Annotated in this window: 20 protein-coding genes; 8 read left to right on the top strand and 12 right to left on the bottom strand. The window is 42.9% G+C overall.

Annotation, left to right across the window (positions count from 1 at the left end; genetic code table 11):
• Positions 1–48 precede the first annotated feature (48 nt).
• Both pdxR and FN961_RS19785 read left to right on the top strand, forming a co-directional pair.
• Entirely contained in the window at positions 49–1,503 is a 1,455-nt protein-coding gene (pdxR, locus tag FN961_RS19790; RefSeq protein WP_144041912.1) for a MocR-like pyridoxine biosynthesis transcription factor PdxR, read from the top strand.
• A 482-nt stretch (positions 1,504–1,985) separates the two neighbouring features.
• Positions 1,986–2,633 (top strand): lipocalin/fatty-acid binding family protein, encoded by a 648-nt coding sequence (locus tag FN961_RS19785; protein WP_144041911.1) that lies wholly within the window; start codon positions 1,986–1,988, stop codon positions 2,631–2,633.
• 360 nt (positions 2,634–2,993) lie between these two features.
• Here FN961_RS19785 and FN961_RS19780 read toward each other — a convergent pair whose 3' ends face one another.
• The 5 genes from FN961_RS19780 to FN961_RS25885 form a co-directional block, all read right to left on the bottom strand.
• Positions 2,994–4,334 carry a M20 metallopeptidase family protein gene (locus FN961_RS19780; RefSeq protein ID WP_144041910.1) on the bottom strand — a complete coding sequence of 447 codons (1,341 nt, stop codon included), beginning with the start codon at positions 4,332–4,334 and terminating at the stop codon, positions 2,994–2,996.
• A gap of 179 nt (positions 4,335–4,513) precedes the next feature.
• Positions 4,514–6,967, bottom strand: coding sequence for a TonB-dependent receptor (locus FN961_RS19775; RefSeq protein ID WP_144041909.1), 2,454 nt, complete (start codon positions 6,965–6,967; stop codon positions 4,514–4,516).
• A gap of 212 nt (positions 6,968–7,179) precedes the next feature.
• Positions 7,180–7,713, bottom strand: coding sequence for an outer membrane protein (locus FN961_RS19770; RefSeq protein ID WP_144041908.1), 534 nt, complete (start codon positions 7,711–7,713; stop codon positions 7,180–7,182).
• Positions 7,714–7,942: 229 nt separating this feature from the next.
• Complete coding sequence (locus FN961_RS19765) at positions 7,943–8,881, bottom strand: choice-of-anchor H family protein (RefSeq protein WP_144041907.1); 939 nt, start codon at positions 8,879–8,881, stop codon at positions 7,943–7,945.
• 81 nt (positions 8,882–8,962) lie between these two features.
• Positions 8,963–9,115, bottom strand: coding sequence for a hypothetical protein (locus FN961_RS25885; protein WP_185972851.1), 153 nt, complete (start codon positions 9,113–9,115; stop codon positions 8,963–8,965).
• 349 nt (positions 9,116–9,464) lie between these two features.
• Between FN961_RS25885 and FN961_RS19760 the strand changes: the two genes are divergently transcribed.
• The 4 genes from FN961_RS19760 (at position 9,465) to FN961_RS19745 (ending at position 13,621) form a co-directional block, all read left to right on the top strand.
• Positions 9,465–9,803 (top strand): PepSY domain-containing protein, encoded by a 339-nt coding sequence (locus tag FN961_RS19760; protein WP_144041906.1) that lies wholly within the window; start codon positions 9,465–9,467, stop codon positions 9,801–9,803.
• Between the two features lie 48 nt (positions 9,804–9,851).
• Positions 9,852–10,550: a response regulator transcription factor gene (locus FN961_RS19755; RefSeq protein ID WP_144041905.1), complete on the top strand. Its 699-nt coding sequence runs from the start codon at positions 9,852–9,854 to the stop codon at positions 10,548–10,550.
• Positions 10,540–11,955, top strand: a complete 1,416-nt coding sequence (locus FN961_RS19750) for an ATP-binding protein (RefSeq protein WP_144041904.1) — start codon at positions 10,540–10,542, stop codon at positions 11,953–11,955. The genes FN961_RS19755 and FN961_RS19750 overlap by 11 nt, the downstream gene beginning before the upstream one ends.
• Before the next feature lie 187 nt (positions 11,956–12,142).
• Positions 12,143–13,621 (top strand): DUF3300 domain-containing protein, encoded by a 1,479-nt coding sequence (locus tag FN961_RS19745; RefSeq protein ID WP_144041903.1) that lies wholly within the window; start codon positions 12,143–12,145, stop codon positions 13,619–13,621.
• Between the two features lie 712 nt (positions 13,622–14,333).
• Here the strand turns inward: FN961_RS19745 and FN961_RS19740 are convergent.
• The gene (locus tag FN961_RS19740) at positions 14,334–15,095 is read right to left on the bottom strand and encodes a hypothetical protein (protein WP_144041902.1); all 762 of its coding nucleotides are present in this window, start codon (positions 15,093–15,095) and stop codon (positions 14,334–14,336) included.
• 109 nt (positions 15,096–15,204) lie between these two features.
• Positions 15,205–16,377: a HEPN-associated N-terminal domain-containing protein gene (locus FN961_RS19735; protein ID WP_185972850.1), complete on the bottom strand. Its 1,173-nt coding sequence runs from the start codon at positions 16,375–16,377 to the stop codon at positions 15,205–15,207.
• 1,049 nt (positions 16,378–17,426) lie between these two features.
• Here FN961_RS19735 and FN961_RS19730 point away from each other — a divergent pair.
• Together FN961_RS19730 and FN961_RS19725 are read left to right on the top strand one after the other, a co-directional pair.
• A complete protein-coding gene (locus FN961_RS19730; protein WP_280525070.1) occupies positions 17,427–18,878 on the top strand; it encodes a mannose-1-phosphate guanylyltransferase/mannose-6-phosphate isomerase in 1,452 nt (483 codons plus the stop codon).
• A 10-nt stretch (positions 18,879–18,888) separates the two neighbouring features.
• Complete coding sequence (locus FN961_RS19725) at positions 18,889–20,334, top strand: phosphohexomutase domain-containing protein (RefSeq protein ID WP_144041899.1); 1,446 nt, start codon at positions 18,889–18,891, stop codon at positions 20,332–20,334.
• 97 nt (positions 20,335–20,431) lie between these two features.
• Here FN961_RS19725 and FN961_RS19720 read toward each other — a convergent pair whose 3' ends face one another.
• The 5 genes from FN961_RS19720 to FN961_RS19700 form a co-directional block, all read right to left on the bottom strand.
• Positions 20,432–20,677, bottom strand: coding sequence for a hypothetical protein (locus FN961_RS19720; protein WP_144041898.1), 246 nt, complete (start codon positions 20,675–20,677; stop codon positions 20,432–20,434).
• A 53-nt stretch (positions 20,678–20,730) separates the two neighbouring features.
• Positions 20,731–21,489, bottom strand: coding sequence for a DNA alkylation repair protein (locus tag FN961_RS19715; RefSeq protein ID WP_221936138.1), 759 nt, complete (start codon positions 21,487–21,489; stop codon positions 20,731–20,733).
• An 8-nt stretch (positions 21,490–21,497) separates the two neighbouring features.
• Positions 21,498–21,905, bottom strand: coding sequence for a GNAT family N-acetyltransferase (locus tag FN961_RS19710; protein ID WP_229814748.1), 408 nt, complete (start codon positions 21,903–21,905; stop codon positions 21,498–21,500).
• An 89-nt stretch (positions 21,906–21,994) separates the two neighbouring features.
• A complete protein-coding gene (locus FN961_RS19705) occupies positions 21,995–22,411 on the bottom strand; it encodes a GNAT family N-acetyltransferase (protein ID WP_144041895.1) in 417 nt (138 codons plus the stop codon).
• The gene (locus FN961_RS19700) at positions 22,412–23,011 is read right to left on the bottom strand and encodes a DUF2087 domain-containing protein (protein WP_144041894.1); all 600 of its coding nucleotides are present in this window, start codon (positions 23,009–23,011) and stop codon (positions 22,412–22,414) included.
• Positions 23,012–23,917: the final 906 nt, after the last annotated feature.

The following is a 23,917-nucleotide window of genomic DNA, read 5'->3' as shown; positions in this document are numbered from 1 at the left end:
TCTGGTATAAGTTAAACATCCAGATTTCAAAAATAGCCTATACCAGAGATGAGAACGCTTTCACTCACTTTAGATCCATTTGCTAAACCTAAATTTTTGCAGATTGCGAGAGCTATCAGTTCTGCCATCAAGCAGGGACAAGTTGAAGCAAAGGAGGCACTCCCTTCGGCCCGTCAACTTGCCGAGCAATTACAGACTAACCGCCACACAGTTATGGCCGCTTACCAGGAGCTCATAGCACAAGGATGGGTAGAGTCAGTAGAGCGCCAAGGTTACCGAGTCGTGCAATCATTTCCGCTTGAGTCCAGCCTGTATCCAAAAACCAAGCAGAACATAACGCAAAGCAAATTTAAGTGGCGGATTAATCCTCTCATTTTCGAAGAGAAAAATGCTAAACCAGCCCACGAATATCGCTATAACTTTGCGGGAGGAAATCCAGATATATCAGCCTTCCCATTCCATGAGCTTAAGCCCTTTATGAGCGACAGTCTCACCCGACCTGAGCTATCAGGTTTGTCCTATGGTAATAATAGAGGGAATAGCCAATTTATCTCACAAGTGGCAACCTATTTGCGCCGAGCACGCTCAATCACGGATAAAGAGATCATCACAGTCAATGGCTCACAAGAGGCGTTATATTTAATCTCCCGAGTCTTACTCAAACCTGGTGCTAAGGTTGCTGTTGAGTCTCTTGGCTATCGACCGGCATGGAACGCTTTTAAAACGGCAGGAGCTGAATTAGTCGCAATTAAGCAACACCCTAAGGGCATTGATATTGAGCATTTAACTCAGTTAGTTAAAAATCAAGATATCTCACTTATCTATTTAACGCCTTTACATCAGTATCCAACAACGGTGACATTACCTATCCATGAAAGGATAAAAATTTACCAACTTGCCGCAACGTATAACCTTGCCATTATCGAAGATGATTACGATCATGAGTTTCATTATTCAAGCCAACCTTTGGCGCCTTTAGCGGCTGACGACCCCAAAGGACTAGTCATTTATGTTTCTACCTTCTCTAAAATTATGTTTCCTGGTTGCCGTATTGGCTACATGGCTGTGGACAAGTCTTTAGCGCCAGCCATCATCAACTATCGAAGCATCATGAATCATAAACCCAATGTATTGATGCAAGACGCCATCGGACGCTGGATGAAAGATGGCGCATTTGAAAGGCATTTAAGGCGAACCACCAAAATATACCAACAACGACGAGATAATTTAGTCTCAGAGCTTAAAAAGTATCAAACACAAGGACTTGATATCAGCTTTACCACACCAGCAGGTGGTATGGCTATCTGGTTAGACGTGGAAAATAACGCTAAGGAGTTAGAAGAGTTTGGTTTAGCGCATGATATCTACTTAGTCTCTGAATCAAGCTTTCATCTAGATAAAGGGCAGAACCAAAATCGCTTTGTTCGTCTCGGGTTTGCAGGAATGAAACCAGAAAAGATGAATCAGGGCTTGGCAATATTATTCAGTTACTTTATACGATGACAGTCTTGTTATCCCTATCAATATATGAAAATCATCGACATGAACTCGCCAATTAAAATTTGCTACTGAAAAACAAAACAAGCCTACTTCAATTTTAAAATACATATTTAATTCAACCAGCTATTTAGAACACCTTTGTATTAACAGAACAGCATACAGTAAATAATAAATACTCGTAATAGAGAGATATCTATTTTAATGGCATTAAGTTAGTCACCCCAATGATTTAAATAATATTTACATACAATATTCACTATATAACATTTAACTTACCAAATGATTAGTTGTTATGGCGGAAATGTTATTCCGCTATTGATTTGCCACTGCGGAAAAAACTCCCCACCTAATAATGAAAATAATTTTAATTAATGACAAATACAGATAGATGTACTACATAACGTAAGCAAGTAGGAGGAATTAACTAGCATGGCATGAGTATTGCTCTCAAGGAATATCCAAACAAAATATCCCTAGGAGTTAATATGCATATCCCAAGTAATAACTTAAATACCTACTTATCCAACATTAATCAAACAGAATCAAAATCTGGATTAAAAGAAATCGTCGACAGAGATAATGTTGAAACCATCCGATTAAATTCAGAGGATAATATCCAGTTATCTGGCCTAGGCATTAATCTAGGTAACCTATTTGAAGGAAAGGATAATTTCCAACAACAAGCAGGGATCCCCAAACAACTTACAGAAAGTGAGAAAAAACAAGAAACAGAGATTCACAATAAAATAGACAGCATCTTCAGTAAATACATGAAAGAACCCAGTAAAGAAGATCAGAAAACATTAGAAGAAACCTTCAAAAAAATAGACGAGATTTTTGCTGACGGAAAAGTCACTCCAGAAGAAAATAAACAACTCAACGCCCTATCACGCAAAATGGAAGAAACCAGCAGCGGCGGTGAAATAAATTTTGACAAGATGTCAGACGAAGATAAAAAAGAATTAGATACACAGTTCGCTGCACTGGATAAACTTTATGGTTTTGATAAACTAGAAAAAAAAGAACTTAACTCATTAAATGAACTCTTAAAAAGCTTAGACGATATACTCGCTAAGCTGGATAAAGAACTAAATGAATCTCAAGCCACCTATGGCTATAACAAGAAAGAATAGTCTATATAAATCAAGTATTACTCTTGGATAAAATAGGTGGTAGGTAAAGCCGACAGTTCCCTGAACCAATGGCTAAACTAATTAAATGTTACTTTTATCCAGTAAAACCTTACGGTACTTTATTAGAACGCCATTCTATTTAAATAAGACTATTACACGTTAATTTACATTTTAATTAATATGGCAAAAGCTATCAATATTAACATGACGTTATTGTTCACATAAGCACGGAAGCTTAGCTTATCTAATTGATGTAATATTCTTAATCCGCTGATAAAATATATTAACCATTCTTAAAACTTCCACATTCAAAATCAACAGTACCCCTATAAATCAAGAGGTACACGTTTACACTCTTATTTATTTCTCATTAAACAAATCCATGGCACTGCGTGTCATTGCTCGTACGCCTGTGTTAATAGCCAATGGATAATCAGGGGCAAACTTACTTGAATGCAGTGAAGGCAGACTCTCACCGGATTTAACACTGTCCTCATATTGTGAAGGTGATACTGCCCCCAACCAAAAAAGCATAATGGGTCGCTTTTGCGGCGTCAGCCCATAAAGCCCAAAATCTTCCCCCGCCATCACAGGCTCTGCGATAACCACATTGTCCAACCCGATTTCAGATTCAATACTGGTTTTAACCTTGGCTGCCAACTCAGGATTATTATACGTCGAGGGAATAGTTTCATCCTCATGAACATAAACCACTGGCATCAAGTCATCAGAAAGACCAGCACTGATGGCTATCCCCTTCGTTAATCGCTTTATTGCCGCTATTTGTTGCAAGCGTACCTCAGGATTATATGAGCGAAGAGTGATCTGTAGTTTGACTTCATTAGAGATAATATTGTGCTTAGAGCCACCATGAATTGACCCCACAGTGACCACATTTGGCTCAAGCGGTGAGATCTCACGACTCGGAATAGTTTGCAGCGCTAACACGGTGCGAGCCGCGAGTACCACAGGATCGATAGTTAAATGAGGATAAGCACCGTGACCTCCCTTTCCTTTAATCGTGACATCCACCGAATCAACATTCGCCAATGCATACCCAGATACGATGCCGACTTTACCTGCAGGAATAGAAGCACTCACATGTAGGCCGAGAACCTCATCTGGAACTGGGAACTCACTGAACAATCCCTCCTTAAGCATGGCTTTAGCCCCCCCTCCCATCTCTTCAGCAGGTTGTGCCACCATCATCAAGGTACCTTGCCAGTTCGCTTTTTGCTTAACCAATTGCTCAGCGGTACCAATCAAACTGGTCATGTGAATATCATGCCCACAACCATGCATGACTCCCTGAGTTTTACCATCCGCATCGGTTGTCGTCACTTTAGAAGCATAAGGTTTGCCTGTTTCTTCAATGATAGGCAGCGCATCTGTATCGGCGCGGATCATCACTACAGGTCCTTCTCCATTTTTGAAGATCCCAACTACACCATAGCCACCAAAATTATCCGTCACTTCAAAGCCTAATTCCGATAACTCCTTCGCCATACGTTGACCCGTGGCTTGCTCATGATAAGAGAGTTCTGGATGTTGATGCAGGTGGAGATACAAGTTTTCAAGCTTAGGCATAGATTGGGCTACAGAGTGATTAAGATCATCTGCTTGTCCATAACAAATGGAAGAGAAGCTAGCAGTTAACGCCAAAGAAAGTGAAAGTGCTAAAGAAGTTTTTGTTAGTTTCATTGGGTATCTTCTTATTTTAAACAGCTGTTTTTAAATTATTACCAACCTATCACAGGGGTTGTACTTTGTTTATTTAAAAACCATTTAAAATGACCAATCTACTATTCAGTGGTATGTAGGGCTAACAAAAAAACGCAGCATTCAGGCTGCGTTTTATCTCACATGGATCGCTTTATCACTTACAACTGATAGCTAAAGGTCAGCTTGGCATTACGCTCTTCGCCTGGCATGCCGCCGAGGAACATCGCCTTGCTATAATAACTTTCATTGAGCAAGTTGTTGACGTTAAGCTGCAACTTCCAGCTATCAGCCTGATAGCTTATCGCAGTATCCATCACTGTGTAGCTAGGCACGTATCCGTCTGGAATACCGAATGAGCTCGAATTAGTACTTCGATCATCAACATACTTAGCTCCTAAACTGATGTTGAGTGGGTTGCTGAGAGAAAACCACTCAGCACCATACGTCACCCAAGCACTCGCCGTCACATAAGGCACACCTTTTTGGCGGGTATCAAAACTTCCCCGAGTGGGATCTTTTTTGTCTCTGGCATCTTGATAAACACCATTCACATTGATTGACCATTGATCATTCAGATCAGCATTCATATCCAGCTCGACCCCAGAAGTCTCCTCCTCGCCATCGTAAAAGTACTCAACCACTTCAGGGTCGAGCTTATCTTTAATCGTGTATCTAAGGTTGGTTCGTGAACTCTTAAAAAACACCAGCGAGGTCAACATTTGATCGCCAAAAGCCTTATAACGTATCCCCAAGTCATCACTGACCGACTCAGAGTCCGGTCTGTCACTGTTATCACCAGTCACTCTGCCCAAAATGCTGTAAGCGGTGCGCCCTTTTGAGTGATTAACAAAGAAAGAGAGGTTATCGGTCGGCATATAGGTCACGCCTAAATTATACGTAATACCGTTATCGGTAGTATCTTGCTCAGGCGTTGGCTCAGCAGCACTGGCACGATAGCGCGCATCAACACCTAAGTGCTCATAGCTTTGCTTAATCTCGTTAAACGCCACGCCTACGCGAGTGGTAAAACCGAAGCCCAAGTAACCTACATGTTGTAAACCCACTCCCCATGCATTCACCGTCTTGTTGTAGTTGCTGGTTAAGAGTGGATCATAATCTTCAAAACTTCCCGTTCCCCAATTTGGGTTACGAATGTCGTAGATATAGGGATGTACACCTCGATAGATAACATCACCCGCTTTGTTCTTAATCACCTTATCGGCATCATAGATAGAGTGTTGTTTAAAACGAATACTGCGATCTTCAAAATTTGCATTCACTAAAAATTCATTTTCAATACCAGCAAGTTCAAAATCGTATCTTAGATCGGCAAAGTACTGCCATGAGGTCTCATCGGCTTCAACTTTACGGTACTCCTGACGACGCGCTGCAAAAGGATGTAAAACACCATCTTCAACCAGTGGCGCACGAGGGTCTGCATTAATGGTTCCTCTTCGGTCCCAGTAGACATAGTTATAAGCGCCAGTTTGACGGGCAAAACCAGAGGTGTAATCTCGGTACTGTAGCTGCTGATTTAAAAATAAATTGTCGTTAAAGTAGATATTATGAGTCAGCTTAAACCTGAGTTCCTCGCCTTCATTATCTTTTGCAATCGGTGAAATAATCCCAGCCTTACCGAATGCAAAAGGCGTTAAGCCATCACCAGTGGCAAGAGAAGCCGCGAGTTCCTGACGTTGGGTGTCAGTCAGCATAAGCCCGTTACCATTTGGATCATTAACCAAATCTTCCCAACCCACCTGCCCCGCTGTTTTACCGTCAACCGAAGCGGCATTATAGATACGGATAGGGTGACCGATAGAATCGACAGCAATGGAATCTTTGACGTATGAAGCTGATAGCATCAGATCCTGACTATCATCAATAACATATTTTAGTGAGGTGTAGACTTCATCTCTGTCAGTGCCAATGTCACGATACCCATCACTACGGGCCGTTTTTGCAACAACACGATAAGCCAAGTTATCAGTCAAACCGCCAGTGCTGTCGATCGACAGTGCGTAGCTATCCCACTGGCCCAGTTCAACCTCAATTTCATTTTTTGACTCAAACTCAGGCTTCTTTTCAATAAGGTTAATCACGCCACCTGCGCTACCCATTCCATATAATCCGGTAGCAGGGCCTTTAAGCACTTCAATAGACTCGACATTAGTCAATGAACGGGTTGGATTGAATGTATTTCCTAATCCCGCCCCCCCATACATGCCGTCAAATGTATAGTTAGCCCCAAGCCCACGGATCACTAAATTATCGCCGATACCATAGTTATTTCCCGCCTGGGTCACACCACTGATGTTGCGCACCAAATCTTGCAGACTATCAGCCCCTTGCGCCTGGATTAACGCTTGATCAACGATAACCACCGCCGCCGGAGTTTCCATTAACGACATGTCTGATTTAGTGGCTAAACCTGAATTCATGACCACTTGGTTTTGTCTTCCGTAGACAGTAATACGTTCTACATCCTTGTTTCTCAGCTCCTCTTGCTGTTGCTCACTGGTCTTTATTTTTGCCACGTCAGCAGCAAAAAGAGAGCCCGATAGAAAGGTTGACGCACAAGCGACGGCAAGAAGCGAAAAACGAAATTGTTGCATTGGTTAATATCCCCCATAAGTATTATGGCGGAATGATAACGATTATCATTAGCAATGCAATAGATGTTTCACCAACTGATACAAAGTTGAGCAGTTTGTATTGTTTTTTATTAAGTTAGCGATGTTACTTACAAAGTAAATTAAAACTTAAGCAGTAATGAGCACAAAAAAGGCGCTAAATAGCGCCTGATAAAGTCGGTAGCAGAACCGAGTTAAAATTGATAATTGACGCCCAAATAGACATTTGAGAGATCAGAGTCAAGCACATCATCTGAGGTGTCATGGGTAAGATCAGTCAAAATCATCTCATAACCCAATCGAATATTCACACTATCGGTTATGGCCATATTAAAACCAGCTCCCCACATCCAACCAGAGGCTGAGTAATCATCGACACCTGCAGACACCTCAGTGGTAGCAACCCCAACCTTAATGAACATAGAGTAAGTAGGACTAAAAAAGTGATTCAATTTGGCAGCAAACGTCGCGGTTCTTGCTTTAACATCGCCCTCATCCGCTAAATTAGCCGTGGTAAAAAATGTGCTTTCAACTGCCAAATCTTTACCGAAACTGTAACCAGCATAGCCGCCATAGCTGGTTGCTGAGTCTTTGAAATCACCTAAACTAAGCTCACTATAACCGCCCATTCCGCCAATATAATAACCTTGAATATCTGGTGCTGCGCTTGCTGATGTCGTGTGAAGCAGTGTAAAAAGAGCCCCTACTGCTAAGAGTAATTTATTCATATTCTGCCCCTCAAAAATTATTATTAAACTTTATTTTTCATCACTCTATTATCAAATATTTACGCTAATGCTAGCCTATCAGAAACTGATTCAATAACAAGCTGATAACAATGGGGTAAGTGTTTCACCGAGTTGCCTTTCCATAGGCTGCAGCATTCGATTTAAAAAAACCGACAAATGTCGGCTTATTAAGAGGTTTATGACTTAGATTAAATGGGCTTTCACCGGCTTAGTGACTGACAACCTTTTCAGCCTTGCAAGTCGTCCTAAACCTTGCAAACAGCCCTAAACCAAGCAGAGCAATGAATGACATAGACCCACCACCATGACCCTCGCTGCTGCTATTGCCGTTATCAATATAGTCCCTATCGCTACTCTCAAGTGGTAATGCATATAAACTATCAAAATCATCAGAATTAACCGTTGCCACAATATCGGTATAACCCACCTCATACAGGTCAATCAACACATCATAATAATCTGCCGGATAACCGCTATTTAGCGTCGTTAACACTTCAAAATCATCTTCAGTTGAATCTCCCACGACGGTAAAAATGTCGGTGGTGTAGTAATGCACCCAGGGCCCACCATCACGGCTCAGATACATTTCAGCGTAAACATCCGCATGCTGATTGGGATAGTAACCGTATACGTCAGCATCAAAAGTGACGCTAAAGGTTTGATAGAAGCCGTCATTGTCATCATCTTCAAATAATCGACTGCTGGCTTCATAGATAGCAAATTCGTTAGTAACCTTGTTGGCAAAAGCTGAAGGGACATTGGCTTGTGCATCACCCATGGCTTTTTGTGGCAAGTATTTTACCGGGATCAAGCCTTTTTTATGCGCGTTGATCATCTCTTCACGGGTTTTAGGCCCACTCACCAACTTACCGTCACCTCCCTTTTTAACGCCTTGCGCCGAATGAAGCTGATTTAAGCGCTCTGCATCAAGTTCCGCGACAGAGCCAATACGACCGGAAGCCACGGGGACCACCTGAGCTTTACTCAGCTCACGTCCAATAGAGTGATGGGTTTTATCAATAGCAAAACCCTCGGCATCAAGTTCGGCACTATTCACCTGCCCCGCAAGGGCTAAACTTGCAGCAATGACACCCAGCAGCTTTGTACGCTTGTTACTGTTCACTAATGCTTGTGTTAACTGTTTCATATCTTAAGCCTCATCTAATCTACGTTGTTGCGGCCATTAGAGACGATTTAATGTGAACACAAGCTGAACGTTAAAAAATAATCAATTGATGGGGTTATACTCGGTATTAGCATTCAGCTTGCGTTCATCGGCGCTCGGTAATCTGGTATACCCAAGCCACTTCAAGATGCAGGATTCAGCATGTCGTGAAGTGATAGAGTTCAAGGTAGTTAATTGCTCCTGCATTAACGACATTCCCGCCATCCATGGCGGTCTTCATGAAATTGCTGGACTAGTTTTTCTAATTCAATATTTTATAACGCAGAAACATGTTGCTTCACGCCTTGCCCTATGGGAGTTCCCGTAGAATATCTGCACTGTGTTAGTGCTATCAACAAGGGAATAACCATTCTCTCAATCACTGCCTTGTTCAGCTATCCTACGGGAGCTCTGAAATGAGCATCTTGAGGTCGTTTGGGTATATATAATGAGTTCAACGGCGAGTAAACAAGCACTTAGAAACAGGTTTAGGGAGTTTCTTAATAGGATGGGATCTTTTACACTATGACCATTAACATTCTCTAGATTGAGGCGGGCACACTGAATGAAGTTAGGTTCTATCTTGATACTGGCAACGACATTAGTCATAGGTTCACTGCTTTCCTTTACCGGACAGGCTGCCAGCGCGTACCTAACAAGTGCAGCGACAAGCTCAATGAGTATCGCTGGACAATCATCAAAGCAAGGTAATCGCCAACTCAAAGTAAAAAGCCGCGATCATGCCATCCAGTTAGTAAGGCGCCAATACCCTGGTAAAGTACTCAAAGCGCAATCGAGTCAAGTCAATGGTCATCAGGGTTATAGAGTCAAAATGCTCTCCAGCCAAGGCGTGGTTTTTTACGTCTCTGTCGATGCCCAAACCGGTAGTGTGCGCAGGAATTAAGCTCAGGACGAATACGATAACGCGGTAAAATAGCGAGAGGACCAACCGATGAGAATACTGTTAGTCGAAGATGATATTGAGCTTCAAACCAACCTGAAACAGCACTTAATCGACGCAAACTATACGGTTGATGTCGCCAGTGACGGAGAGATAGGTTTATTTCAAGGTTGCGAATATCGCTACGATGCAGCCATCATCGATGTGGGTCTGCCTAAGCTCGACGGTATTGCACTGATCACCACCCTCAGAAGTAAAGAGATAGATTTTCCCATCTTGATTTTAACCGCGCGCGATAGCTGGCAAGATAAAGTCGAAGGACTCGATGCTGGCGCCGACGATTACCTGACAAAGCCCTTTCATCCACAAGAATTAGTCGCCAGACTCAAAGCATTGATCCGACGCTCAGCGGGTAAAGCTAGCCCTTTAATCCACAATGGACCCTTTAGCATTAATACCAGCAGTTTAGAGGTCAAAAAAGGCGAACAACTTATCGCGTTAAGCGGTTCAGAATATAAACTATTTGAATACTTCATGTTGCACCCCGGCGAAGTTAAATCAAAAACAGTGCTCACCGAACATATTTACGACCAAGACTTTGATCTGGACTCAAACGTGATTGAGGTCTTCATCAGACGATTAAGAAAAAAGCTTGATCCCGATAACCAGCACGGACTTATCGAAACCCTACGTGGACAAGGTTATCGTCTGGCTCCTTTAGCACCAGCAAAAGACAGCCATGAACAATAAACAGGCCAGCAAACCAAACAGATTATCCCTACTCAACTCCCTTAAGGCACGCCTTGTTATCAGTGCCCTGTTGCTAATTTTAGTCTTAATGCCCCTGATAGGCTTCACCCTCAACGACGCCTTTAAGCAACAGGTCAAAACGGCGGCCAAAAATGAATTGAGCGCCTATATCTATTCCGTTTTAGCGGTCACTGAGGTAGAGAACGACCAACTGCAGATGCCAGAATTGCTATTAGAAAATCAATTCAATGTGATTCAATCAGGTCTCTACGCACTTATTTCCACTCCTTCCGTTAATAGTGCCAAGACGACAAAGGATGAAAACGGTGCAGATCTGCTTTGGCACTCAGACTCTTTTTTAGGTTTGAGTGAGCCCAAAAACCTGCCTCAACCAGCAATAGGCAGTCGAGAATTTAGTGAGATAATCTTAGATGGCAAACCTCATATCATCTACAGTCTCAGTGTCAGTTTCGAACAGCAAGATGGTGCTTTTCCTATCACCCTGCACATCATTAAAGATCAAGCTGATTTTCAAAAGCAGATAGACCAATTTAATCGACAATTATGGAGCTGGCTCTTAGTCCTCATGGCTCTGTTAGGCATGGCGCAACTTGCATGGTTGTTATGGACATTAAAGCCTTTAGCCAAGTTTAAACAAGAGCTGCAAGATGTTGAAAATGGTAAAGCGATGCAACTCAGCGTCGACTATCCTAGCGAGCTGCAATCCGTGGCTTACCAACTCAACACCTTGCTCATCACCGAACAAAACCAACGTAAACGCTACCGAAATGCCCTGTCCGATCTGGCCCACAGCCTCAAAACGCCACTGGCGGTTATTCAGAGTCAAAAAGGGCTCGACAGCTCATCAATCGAGCAGGTATCGACCATTAATCGCATCATCGGCCACCAGCTAAAACGCGCACAATCGGCGGCGGGTTCCTCCTGGCATCTCGGTGTTAAAATCGCACCGATATCCGAAAAACTAATCCGCACCTTAGGTAAAATCTACCGCGAACCGCCACGCCAAATCAGAGCAGATGTCGATCCCGATGCTATCTTCCGCGGCGATGAAGCCGACTTAACCGAGATTTTGGGTAACCTGCTGGATAACGCCTGCAAAGCGGCCAAGTCGCAAATTTTACTGACCGTTAGTATCTCTGAGCTTGCATTGAACATCAGCATTGAGGATGACGGTTTAGGGGTGAGTGCAGAACAGGAAAGTAAAATATTTGAGCGTGGCACCCGCGCAGATTCCTATGAACAAGGCCACGGCATAGGCCTGGCTATCGTTCGGGATCTACTCGATAGCTATAATGGCCAACTCGTTATCTCGCGATCTGAATCCTTAGGTGGCGCTAAATTTTTGCTTACCTTTAACCAAAAAAACGAACTCAGGACTCTGTAAAAAAACTGGCTCAGGGCTGTATAAAAAAGCTAGCTAAGGCTCTTTAAAAACTAGCTCAAGGCTGTATAACAAAGCGGGCTCAGGGCTGTACAACAAGCCATAGAAATCGACTTTACCCCCTTCAGCTTATGTTCATCTTCGGTTCTTTATAATGACCTTAACGTCATAAAACGGATCAGGAGAGCTTATGAAATCGCTCATACTACGGATTAATCGCTCGATACTTACCGCGATCATTAGCAGTCTTGTTGTGCTTATCACAAGCACAGCATCGCTAGCCAATGCTGCTAGTACACAGGACATTGAGGAGCTAACGCCATTCAGTGAAGCTGAATTGGAACAGATGCTGGCGCCCATCGCCTTGTATCCTGATAGCCTATTAACTCATATCTTAATCGCCGCCACTTACCCGATAGAGCTGATACAGGCCAATCGATTACAGAGTAAAAACACGCTGCTACCCACAGCTCAATTGATGGAAAAGGCAGAAAAGATGAACTGGGATCCCAGCGTCACCGCACTGCTCGCCTTCCCCAATGTGTTAGAGAAACTCAGCAGCGATCTCAGTTGGACCCAAGATTTAGGCGATGCCTTCCTTCAAGATGAGGTGAAACTGCTCGCCAGTATTCAGTCGCTCAGAGCACAAGCCGACGAGGCTGATAGCTTGTCTGAAATGGAAAACATGGCCGTCACCCGAGTTAACAACCAAATAGTGATAGAGCCAGTACAAAAAGAGATTGTTTATGTGCCTTATTACGACCCACGCACCGTGTACGGTAACTGGCGCTGGTATAACTACCCACCAGTCTACTGGGCACCGTACCCCTATTATGTCGGCCGTCCCCGTGGTCAATTTTACTGGAACAGTGGCGTTCAAATTAGCTTTAACTTCTTTTTCAGCGCCTTTCATTGGAGCAATCACAGAGTCGTTGTGATCGATCATCACCGTTCACACCACTACCGTCACCGAGGCCGTATTGTCACTAGTCACGGTTCTCAAAAGTGGAATCATAAGCCTCAACACAGACGTGGCGTTGCATATCGAAATAATCATGTGAAGCAACGTTATAACAGCCATAGACCGAGTGTCGCCCACAGCAAGCAACTGCGTCATTCAGAACGACAATTGCAGAGAAATTCTCTGGCTCACAATAACGTAAAGCACAGCGTAAAAAACACTAAACATTACGCTAACCAAGACAAGAGTCTCAAGCATTACAACAAACAGGTTAAACAACACAGAGAGCAGAAGTTTACCAATAAACTGCACAAGCAAACTAAGCCAAACCTTAAACCAGAGAGAACGAGTGTAAAAAGGACAGACAGTTATCGCGACACAAGGCACCAACAGCAAAATGAGAAGAGGATCCATCAGCAACGCGATATCAAGAGTCATCAACAGCGGGATGTAAAGAGTCATCAACAAGTAAAGAGCCATCAGCAAGTAAAAAGTCATCAGCCACAAAGGAATGTGCATCAACCCAAGAGCCAACAAGCTCAACGGCGCATGCACAAGCAACAACGAGAAAGTACACAACAAGTGAGAAGCCAGCAGGTCAGACAGGTCAGGCAATCTGCGCAACGTTCTCAGCAAGGCTCACAACAGAGAGCGCAGCAACAAAGTGTGCAGCATAAATCTCAAGGACACAGTAAGAGTAGAGATTAGGGACTTGTCAGATAACAAACCTTAGTTAACTTGTCGGATAACAAGTTTCAAATATCTTTAGGTTGGTTTCATTGGGCGGTTTTGGTATTTGGTTGGTTTGCTGGATACCATAAGCTCAATGTTGTTTATTGCTTGCAGCAGGTGCTGTATATGGATATACGAATGTAGTGATCACTCGGTCGATAATGTTCCCTACACCATAACGACATTTCCCATATCCCTATGGGTCAGATGCCAAGGAGCGACCTAATGTCAGATACTTCAGTGAGACGGCGCTCTTTCTATTAACGGAAAGAGTCCCTATAGCCTCTACGACAGCGTCTGATGTGAATGGATTCACAAATGCCGTAGTGACATGGATGTCATAGAACGGCCATGCTGCCAAAGGTCACAGCCGCATTCACACCTGATTGTTTATCTCTTCGATTTAGGTTCTTCGAGTATGTGATCACATTTAGGTTCTTCGAGTAGCTAACTCATTTTTGGACATAAATCACTTAGTGCTTAGGCTCTAAACTTTACAGTTCACATTATCATTACTAATGACTATCTTAAGAAAGCAGGTTTAAGTTCACTTAGAGATTGATGGATTGCAGGGATCAGTTCACTTTCAAAAAAGAAGCTAAGCAAAGAGTGTAGGTTAGCCGTTCTAATTGAACTGCCCTATTCAGGGTTGTGTCGAGCTGGAGGCTAGACACATCCGGCTACCCAATTAGTTATATTTCGGGCACAATATCCCTGATTGTTCATACAAACTAGATGATGATTCACTCAAATCTGTAAGGTTCATTTTACCTAGTGCAATTTGTTTGAGTAACTTATTCGAATCAGCATCACACGACATGATAGCTTTATTTAGTGGGCTCCCCTTGTCACGGTCTGCACTAGCATAGATAAACTCAATATTTTCAGGTAATAGCCCCATACCTGTAATTTCTTTTTGCCTGCGATTGAATAAAGGGAGATAACCAAGTTCATGGTCTGTCACTAGACCTATGCGTACATTTTTATTTGCTAACTGCTCAGAGCAGATAAATTGTACCCAACCAATTTTTTCTTCGTGTTCGCCCTTAGTTGGGTTAGTAAAAACATACGCTGGTAAGCGAGTCAATTTAAGCTCCCAATACTGAGGACTCAATAGCTCTAGTTGGAGGTGCATTCTGCTAGAAATACAGTATTCAACGCCATTAATTACCTTTTTATTTGTATCAATCGCGTAAAGGACATCATACTTCGAAAGCAACTCATACAAGTTAGTTGAAATAGACTCATTATTTGAAGGTACACTATTTGTAACTTTAAATTTTCCTTTCGCTGTATGGTAACCTAATCCTACTTGGCAGTACTCTGGAAATATTTGTTTTCCTGACAAATCAAGCAAAGTTATAACGTCATTTTCTTCAACAGTAGTTGCAACTTGATCGCCGTCCTTTAAAACAAGAACAAGATCTCCGTACCTATCTTCTGTACTCATATTTCTCCATATAACGCCGCCTTAAGCGGTGAGTAACAGTTGGCTAAAATGTAAAGCGAAACGGAACCGAGTCAACTGTTAAAAACCCGACTTTAAGGCCTTGTTATACCTATATATACCGTTCTGGATTTACTCTACTAACTTTAGTGAGCTTCAACAAAGTATCGTCGTTCACAGTCGATTCATCTGAGCAGCTTCCATTATCACAGAAAAGAACAACCGCCTTTTTTCCATGATCTTTAGAGCTAGGGTAAATTATTCCGTCAATAGATACATTTTCACCCGTTTTATGAATAAATCTTAAATGTTCACTAACCACTTGAGTTGGAACATAATCAATATGCTCCCTACCATCTTTACTGACTGGTGCTGTAAAATCATCTAAAAATTCCACTAAAAATGACAACCCGTGCCAATAAGTTCTACTGGCACCAGAGAAAATTCCTTTTATCGGGGGAAGCTTAGAAAGATCAACTAAAGTAAGCTCTTTTACAGTTTCAAACTTCCCAACCGTTCCAACTTTACATTCTCCATCAGGAGTATATGTTTCAGCTAAAGCTGTTTTAAGATTAAAAGCCCCGTAAAACATAGGAATTCCTGAGGGGCTCATTCTGTTTGGGTAACTTGCATACTCTACAGGTGGTGGGCCAAGCTCTGCTGCCTTTGTAAATTTTTCATCCTTTTTATGTATACGTACGCGAGTTAGCTTAGTACCAACTTCGATTTTTTTATATAAGCTTAAGGAGTCAATTACGCCACACAGTGCATCTAAAAAGTAGCTTGGGGGTATTTCTTCATGGCCTCTAAAATCAGATTCATCTGGTACGCGATAAAAAACGTACCTCGACTTATGCTTAACAGTATCAACAAACTCTTTCCAACCATAACTTAATACCAACTCAGGAGATAAGTTATAAAAGTCACTTTTACACCACTGCCTATCCGATAAGGAATCAATAATATCATCCTGAAAATCCATGTTCTCAATTGAAATTCCTATTTCATCTAGAAAATCATAAGTATCGTATACCTCACCGACCCAACCATTATCCCATGCGACACCTACATTATTAGGATCACCATATTCCTGAGATAAGCACTCAAGGATAAATTGCATCAATTCATCGAAATGTAAAACTATAGAGTGCTTTCCCTGACAATATGTACACTGAGATTTATCTCCATTGTCTTTAATGAATCGGCCTAAACCTTTATCACCAACACATGTACTACAGACATATTTGTCTCCGACAGAAGAAAAACCTCTTTCTTCCTGTTCCATTGCGAAGTGCTTAGCTCGTCCCAACGACATTCTCCAGATAGGTATAACAATGTATTAGGCTGAATTCCGAATAAAAACAGTAAGCCAAGTTGATTTTAGACTAGCAAAATAACTTGAAATAGAATTATGTTCAATACCTTACGAAATGATTAACTGCGATTTCACTGACTCTTCTTATAGTGAAAACCAGAATTTGCATATTTGTGATGTGGTTTGATTTAACTATTGAATATAAATGCTTTTAAACAGTAACTTAGTAGTTGCCAGCTCTAAATCCCCTTCCTTCTTACACCAAAATAGTGACGCAACTTCACTATGCCTATTATAACTGTTTATATGCACAGTTCTGGTGAGGAGACGCTATGCCATCAAAAGATAGGGCTGGCATAACTTATAGACTATGCAAAAACCTTTCACATTAGCTTTTATAAGCCCAAAGCTTTAATTGCGCTACTTACCATTCTTATCAGTGAAAATGATTTTGGGGCATTTCCGTGTTAGCGATTTACTCAGATAAGTCAAAATCGAAGAGATTCATGAACAGGTGTAGGTGCGGCTGCGAGCTTCGACTTCAGGGTGAGGTATCGCGAAGTGATACTCTTCGAACGAGAGGCAGGGACGCCGAACTGGCCGTTAAACATGGACGTTGTTTGAAGTCGTAGAGCGTATAGGGATGACTCTTATGAAATCAAGAGCCAGCGTCTCGCAGAAGTAACTACACATTCCCCTGCTGGAGGCAATAAACAACCATAAAGGTACGAGCTTCAAGCACACCTGCAAATACCAACTAATCCAAAGTCTTCAAGCTGGATCCTGAAACTAGTTCAGGATGACGGTCAAAGAAGTCATTCGCAGCGAAAGTTTAATCAACTCTCAGATTTACACTAACAAAATGTAATCAGTCTTCATTCGAAGGTTAGCCAACTTTACTATTTACCTCCTGCCCTATAGGTAAAACAGAGGTTAATGGTATTATCTACATCAACTTTGAATGCCTATCGATAACTATGAACGGCCAGCCGACAAGCCTGCAAAAATTGAATGATAAATTGATATTACCCATCATCATAGCCGGAGGCAGTGGGACTCGCTTATGGCCTTTGTCTCGTCAATGCTTTCCAAAACAGTTTCTGACACTGGATGGTGATCATTCGATGTTACAAACGACGATGCAGCGATTGGCTGGCATAGCGCATCAGCCACCTATGGTGCTTTGTAATGAAGAACATAGGTTTGCAGTCGCTGAGCAGCTCAGGGCCAATCAGCTGCCCCATAGCGGTATTATGCTGGAACCTGTGAGTCGAAATACCGCACCGGCTATCGCTCTCGCCGCTTTTCATGCCATAAAGAATGGACAGGATCCTGTCTTGCTGGTGCTTGCTGCCGATCATGTGATTAGAGATGAGGTCAGTTTCTGCCAAACTGTCCTGTCAGCCAATGCCTTTGCACAAGCTGGTAAGCTTGTCACTTTTGGTATAGTGCCGACCTCGCCGCAAACGGGTTACGGTTACATCAAACGAGGGAATGCATTCGCTCAAACAACTGATCTTGAAGCATCATCTGCTGGTTTTATTATCGATAAGTTTGTTGAGAAACCCGATATCGATACTGCGCAGGCTTATCTTGAAAGTGGTGAGTATTATTGGAATAGCGGTATTTTCATGTTCAAGGCCAGCGTCTATTTAACCGAACTACATCGACACAGACCCGATATTTATAGCGCTTGCGAGCAAGCGTTAGCCTGCCCTCTTATGGATCTCGACTTTACCCGCATTGATAAGCACGCTTTCATCGATTGCCCCGCTGAATCTATCGATTATGCCGTCATGGAGCCCTTGTGTAATACCGTGTCACCAAACGACAAGGCCATAGTTGTACCGATGGATTGTGGCTGGAGCGATGTCGGCACTTGGTCTGCATTATGGGAAGCATCAAGTAAAGACACTCATGGCAATGCGATGCGCGGCGATGTCATTGCCCATCGCACCAAAAATAGCTATATCTACGCACAAGACAAGCTAGTTACTACCCTAGGGCTTGAGAATATGGTGGTGGTTGAAACCAAAGACGCCATCTTAATTGCTAAGCAGTCCGAGGTTCAGCACGTTAAAGCGATTGTTGAGCAACTAGATGCCGAGCAACGCCCTGAGCTTAAACAGCATAAGCAGGTCTATCGCCCATGGGGGAAGTACGATGCACTCGATAATGGTGAGCGTTTTTTAGTTAAACGTATCTCGGTTAACCCAGGAGAGAAGCTCTCGTTGCAGATGCATCACCACAGGGCTGAGCACTGGATTGTGGTCTCTGGCATAGCCAAAGTCACCAAAGGCGACGAGGAGCTGTTGCTCAATGAGAACCAATCGACCTATATTCCTGTGGGCATGGTTCATGCACTTGAAAATCCGGGCAAGCAACCATTAGAGCTCATTGAAATTCAATCTGGGGATTATTTAGGTGAAGACGACATTGTCCGTTTTAAAGACAAATATGGTCGAGACTAGAGGCAGCATAATGAGTTTACTGAGCTGTTTTAAAAGCTACGATATCCGTGGCAAGCTAGGCCATGAGCTAAATAATACCATTGCTTATCGCATCGGCCGCGCTTTTGCAGAGGTCATTAACGCGGATACTGTGGTTATCGGTGGCGATTGCCGCTTAAGCTCAGCGAGTTTAAAACAGGCATTAGCTCAGGGCTTGATGGATAGCGGCGTCAATGTACTCGACCTTGGCATGACAGGCACTGAAGAGATCTACTTTGCCACCTCTTACCTAAAACTCGATGGCGGCATTGAGATCACCGCCAGCCACAACCCTATCGACTATAACGGCATGAAGATGGTCACGACCGGCTCGCGACCTATTAGCCGCGAAAATGGACTCATCGCGATTCAAGAGCTTGCTGAATCTCAAGCATTTAAGCCAAAATCAGCGATTAAAGGAAGCTATCGGAAGATCAGCGTGATGGCTGAATATATTCAACAGATGCTGAGTTATATTGACTGTAATCAACTCAAAGCAACTCAGTCATCGCCCATTAGACTCGTCGTCAACGCAGGTAATGGCACTGCAGGCCCCGTGCTTGATGAAATAGAAGCTGAGTTACTCAGACGACATATGCCCATCGAGTTCATCAAAATACACCATCAACCCGATGGTAAATTTCCTCATGGGATCCCGAATCCGCTGCTGGTACAAAATCGTCAAGCCACCTCAGATGCAGTACTCGAACACCACGCAGACATGGGTATCGCATGGGATGGGGATTTTGACCGCTGCTTTCTGTTCGATGAAAAAGGTCAATTTATCGAGGGTTATTACATCGTCGGGCTCTTAGCTGAAGCTTTTTTGCGTAAGGAGCAAGGCGCAACAATCGTTCACGATCCAAGACTCATCTGGAACACGATCGATATTTGCAATGAAAATGCAGGCCAAGCACGTCAATCTAACGCTGGCCATGCTTACATCAAGCAGCTGATGCGTCAGCATGGTGCGGTATATGGCGGTGAGATGAGCGCCCATCACTATTTCCGCGATTTCAATTATTGCGATTCAGGCATGATCCCTTGGCTGCTAATCGTCGAGCTATTATCGAACAATAAGCTCACTCTTTCCCAAGCTGTTGCGGCGCGTATCGATGCCTATCCAGCATCGGGGGAGATAAGCGCTAAGATTGAAAATCCAGATGAGGTCATAGCAAAAATACGTCGTTATTATGAAAGTGTGGCGATAGAGATAGATGAAACTGATGGGCTCAGCATGATCCTACCCAGCTCTGATTCTGGTTCGGATCCTAATTCGGGTTCTGATACTGATCCCGCTGCAACCAATGGCTTGTGGCGCTTTAACTTACGATGCTCTAAAACCGAGCCGCTCGTTAGACTCAATGTCGAGTCCAGAGGCGATATTGAATTAATGCAGCGTAAAACCACAGAGTTAATGGTCTTACTCGCAGAGTAAGTCATATCGTTAAATGATCAGAGTTAGGCTCTCTATTAAAGCATGAGCTGAGCTTGCTATTACTGAGTTATCTAAACTGATAAACACTCGATTTATGTTACTCAAATTGGGCGCTTTGCACGATACCATTGGCATCGATGTCAATGGTACATGTATAAAGCCTAAAGCTGTATAAGCTATCCACCTTGATCAATTTACCAAAGGGAGTTGGTTGAGTACGGTACCTTAACAAATTACCTGTATCTAATTGCTTACCAACACTATGCTCAGAAACCCCTTGCACAAAGTTCCCACAAAGAAATACCACCTCTTTTCTAGCTTCATTCCAATAAATTGCAATCATAACAAGAATCACAATCCCTATTACAAAAGCCAAAATGGATGTTAAGTACTTCTTCATTTTAGAGATAACAGCCTTTGTCTTGTTGCAGCATCCATTTTCTCAATGGCATAGCGCATCGTTGGCCTCGTCATCTTAGTGGCATTATTCTCGATATATTCAATGACATCATTTTCATGGTGTTGGGATGTGACTTTTAGCAACCAGCCAATGCTTTTTTGAACAAACTCATCTTTATCATCAATAAGTAAGTCGCAGTTTTTAAAGGCCAGCTGCTTATCTAAATAGTATGTCGATTTACCCATGCCTCGTTTGATGAACTTTACCCAAACAACATTGCTCGCTCGCCGACACCACGACACCTCAGATGTTGCCCAATGCTGGGTTTTTACTATCAAATGGGGACGAGATAACAGGAACTGATAAATGGTTTTGATACACAGATCATCAACCTGAGCCCAATTACTTGCATAGTGTTCTAACCAGTATTCGAATCGCAGCAGCAAGTCATCATCATAATTCTTTTTGACTAGCTTATTCAGCAGACCGAAAGCAATAAGATTCTCCTCATGACACTGCGCAGTCAACAGAAGATGCTCAGCAATCGCCAATACCTCAACTGCAGTTAGCTCTGCATTCTCGGAGTGAGAGTCGGAGTGAAAGCCGGAAATAATCGACTTAATATCCGCAGCGTTCGCCCCAATACAATTAATGCCATCAGGAAAATAGCGACGACTAGACTCCGCTTTCTCATCAGAGCTTCTTTGCCTTAGCTCTTCTCTTAATCTGCTTATATGTCTTTCATACTGATTCATCATTTAGCCTATATAAACTTGCACATACCTTTACCTAGCGGATCACCTGAACGTTCAGAGTAACCATAACGAGCATAGAAAGACTCTTTTCCTTGAGCTGATAATAACGCGACTGTAGAGCCTTTTTGAGCCGTGATAGACAGATATTGTTCAATTTCCTGCATCAAGGCACCACCGACACCTTGCTGCTGGAAATCAGGATCAACAACCACATCTTGAACATAGAAAAACATGACCCCGTCACCAATAACCCTTCCCATTCCGATCAGTTTATTATCAATACGAGCAGTCACATGAAACAGAGAGTTTTCTAAGCTACGTTGAGCCATCTCCAAGTTAGTCGCTCCCCAACCAACTTTGACTCTAAGGCTAGAAAACTCTGCAGCGGTAGGCTGTATAACATCTACAAGATACATAACGTGATCCATAGTGATTGATTCCATTGTGCAATTAACCGCGTCAGCCATCATTAATATTTAATAACTTACGGCTCTCATACTTAACTCTAACTAATCGTTTTCATCATGAAATAGCGCGCGGGACTGCCTGGGAACTCAGGGACTTCACCAACTATCTCAAAGCCCAATTTCTGATAAAACAACGGAGCTTGGATTGATAAAGTATCTAATTGAGAGACTTTACATCCTCGCCCTATGGCTTGGGTTTCTGCTGACTCCATCAGCTTCCGTCCCAGTCCAGTACCTCGGTATTTTTTATCGACCCAAACAACGCCAATCAAAAAGTTACTGTATATCGTTCGTCCCGACACGCCGCCCATTAATGCGCCATCATCGTCTCTGGCGATGACTGACAGGGGAAGTGTAGTTTCATCACCCAACTGTTCATGAACAAACGTCCGCACACCTTCAACCAGTTCATCCACCAGCTGAGGAGATTCTTCGTTAATCACTTGAAAATTCATTTAATTCTCCTCATTATCACTTTTTAATTGGTTATGTTCTAATTGATTAGGCTGCAATTGGCTAGGCTTTAATGGGCTAGGCCAGAAATCGGCCAATGGCTCAAATCCATCCGGTGTTGTTGCTGATGCACGCCAATAAGTGCCGCCATCATCGGTGCGTTTAAGTAACTTATGATTACAAAGCTCACGCCGAATTAAGGCAAAGTCCTTAAAATCGAGAGAATCGAGATAGTCGCTTAAAATTCCATTAACTTGCTGCTCAGTGTAGCTCTGTTGATATTGAAATCGACACCAGAAAAACCACAAACTCTGCTGCTGAATAGCGTATTTTGCCGGCCAACTATGCATGATGTAGTCAGAGCTCATAAAGGGCTTTAAACGTTTTGGGATAGGGACAGAGAGTTCAGGTTGTTCAGATAATAACTGTTCAGCATGCTGCTGACGCAATTGCTGAAAGTTTTGTAAACCAGAGGCCTTGGCTAAGATGTTGAGCATCTCTACATGACTGGGAAACGATTCATGTTGTTGCAACTGTTTACGCAGTGATTTAGCCAACGCCGAGATATCGTCGCAGCTAAAAGGAGTTAGACTTTTTGACATAGGAATTACCCGTATTCTGGGTGCCTAGCTAGAGAATGCATTCGCATTCAAGGGTCAGTGATCGCCATTCCAAACAAGGCACACAAATATTCAGGTTGCCTGATATCAATCAAAAAGATATCGATAATAATAGAATTTCAGCAGGTTTAGCGTTGCGCTTAATAGTAAGTGCATTGGCGATGCCTAGGTGGACTGCCGACCCAGATATTTATCTTAACGAGGTTAAGATAAATTGCAACACTCGTGACGACTGACTTGCCAGATAGCAAGTTTCAAATATCTTCTTAGTTGGGCTCATTTGGCAGAATTCATATTTAGCTATTACCTGATAAGCATACCTTTGTTGATATCTATTGCTTGCAGCATGCCTTATGCGTAAATACTTCTATGACACGGCGCAAGTATATCCCTATAGCCTCTCCGACAGCGTCCATGCTGTCAAAGGTCATAGCCGCATTCACACCTGATTCTTTATCTCTTCGATTTAGGTTCTTCTAGTAGCTAGCTCATTTTTGGACAAAAGCTTGCTGACTTGCCTGATAGCAAGTTTCAAATATCTTTAGGTTGGTTGCATTGGGCGGTTTTGGTATTTGGTTATTTTTAGGTAAGCATGGCTTCATTGTTATCTATTGCTTGCAGCATGCTCACATGTAGGTGCTTCAGTGGGACGCTGTGAAGCCATCCCTGGCCGCTCTGCGGTTTCATCCCTGAAACCGAAGCCCACCGCCGCATCTACATCGGGTTATTCATCTCTTCGATTTTACTGCGAGTGATAAAACACGTTTCTGTCGGATAGGCGGCACTTGTTACCAAGTACCGCCCTCCTAAGAACCGTACATGCAACTTTCACTGCATACGGCTCAAGCCTCCACTAAGGCGTATTCTGTTACCCAGCACCCTATATTG

The organism is Shewanella hanedai (genome assembly GCF_007197645.1).
Classification (GTDB): Bacteria; Pseudomonadota; Gammaproteobacteria; order Enterobacterales; family Shewanellaceae; genus Shewanella; species Shewanella hanedai.
Note: the sequence above shows the minus strand (reverse complement) of the source record. Positions and strands in the feature narration are given on the sequence as shown.

Bases quoted from the DNA above. Each gene is read 5' to 3' on its own strand.
- FN961_RS19705 (WP_144041895.1), bottom strand. From the start codon at position 22,411: ATGAATTTTCAAGTGATTAACGAAGAATCTCCTCAGCTGGTGGATGAA.
- FN961_RS19780 (WP_144041910.1), bottom strand. From the start codon at position 4,334: ATGAAACTAACAAAAACTTCTTTAGCACTTTCACTTTCTTTGGCGTTA.
- FN961_RS19740 (WP_144041902.1), bottom strand. From the start codon at position 15,095: ATGAGTACAGAAGATAGGTACGGAGATCTTGTTCTTGTTTTAAAGGAC.
- FN961_RS19745 (WP_144041903.1), top strand. From the start codon at position 12,143: ATGAAATCGCTCATACTACGGATTAATCGCTCGATACTTACCGCGATC.
- FN961_RS19760 (WP_144041906.1), top strand. From the start codon at position 9,465: ATGAAGTTAGGTTCTATCTTGATACTGGCAACGACATTAGTCATAGGT.
- FN961_RS25885 (WP_185972851.1), bottom strand. From the start codon at position 9,115: ATGTCGTTAATGCAGGAGCAATTAACTACCTTGAACTCTATCACTTCA.
- FN961_RS19755 (WP_144041905.1), top strand. From the start codon at position 9,852: ATGAGAATACTGTTAGTCGAAGATGATATTGAGCTTCAAACCAACCTG.
- FN961_RS19735 (WP_185972850.1), bottom strand. From the start codon at position 16,377: ATGGAACAGGAAGAAAGAGGTTTTTCTTCTGTCGGAGACAAATATGTC.
- FN961_RS19700 (WP_144041894.1), bottom strand. From the start codon at position 23,011: ATGTCAAAAAGTCTAACTCCTTTTAGCTGCGACGATATCTCGGCGTTG.
- FN961_RS19785 (WP_144041911.1), top strand. From the start codon at position 1,986: ATGCATATCCCAAGTAATAACTTAAATACCTACTTATCCAACATTAAT.
- pdxR (WP_144041912.1), top strand. From the start codon at position 49: ATGAGAACGCTTTCACTCACTTTAGATCCATTTGCTAAACCTAAATTT.
- FN961_RS19725 (WP_144041899.1), top strand. From the start codon at position 18,889: ATGAGTTTACTGAGCTGTTTTAAAAGCTACGATATCCGTGGCAAGCTA.
- FN961_RS19715 (WP_221936138.1), bottom strand. From the start codon at position 21,489: ATGAATCAGTATGAAAGACATATAAGCAGATTAAGAGAAGAGCTAAGG.
- FN961_RS19765 (WP_144041907.1), bottom strand. From the start codon at position 8,881: ATGAAACAGTTAACACAAGCATTAGTGAACAGTAACAAGCGTACAAAG.
- FN961_RS19775 (WP_144041909.1), bottom strand. From the start codon at position 6,967: ATGCAACAATTTCGTTTTTCGCTTCTTGCCGTCGCTTGTGCGTCAACC.
- FN961_RS19770 (WP_144041908.1), bottom strand. From the start codon at position 7,713: ATGAATAAATTACTCTTAGCAGTAGGGGCTCTTTTTACACTGCTTCAC.
- FN961_RS19710 (WP_229814748.1), bottom strand. From the start codon at position 21,905: ATGTATCTTGTAGATGTTATACAGCCTACCGCTGCAGAGTTTTCTAGC.
- FN961_RS19750 (WP_144041904.1), top strand. From the start codon at position 10,540: ATGAACAATAAACAGGCCAGCAAACCAAACAGATTATCCCTACTCAAC.
- FN961_RS19720 (WP_144041898.1), bottom strand. From the start codon at position 20,677: ATGATTGCAATTTATTGGAATGAAGCTAGAAAAGAGGTGGTATTTCTT.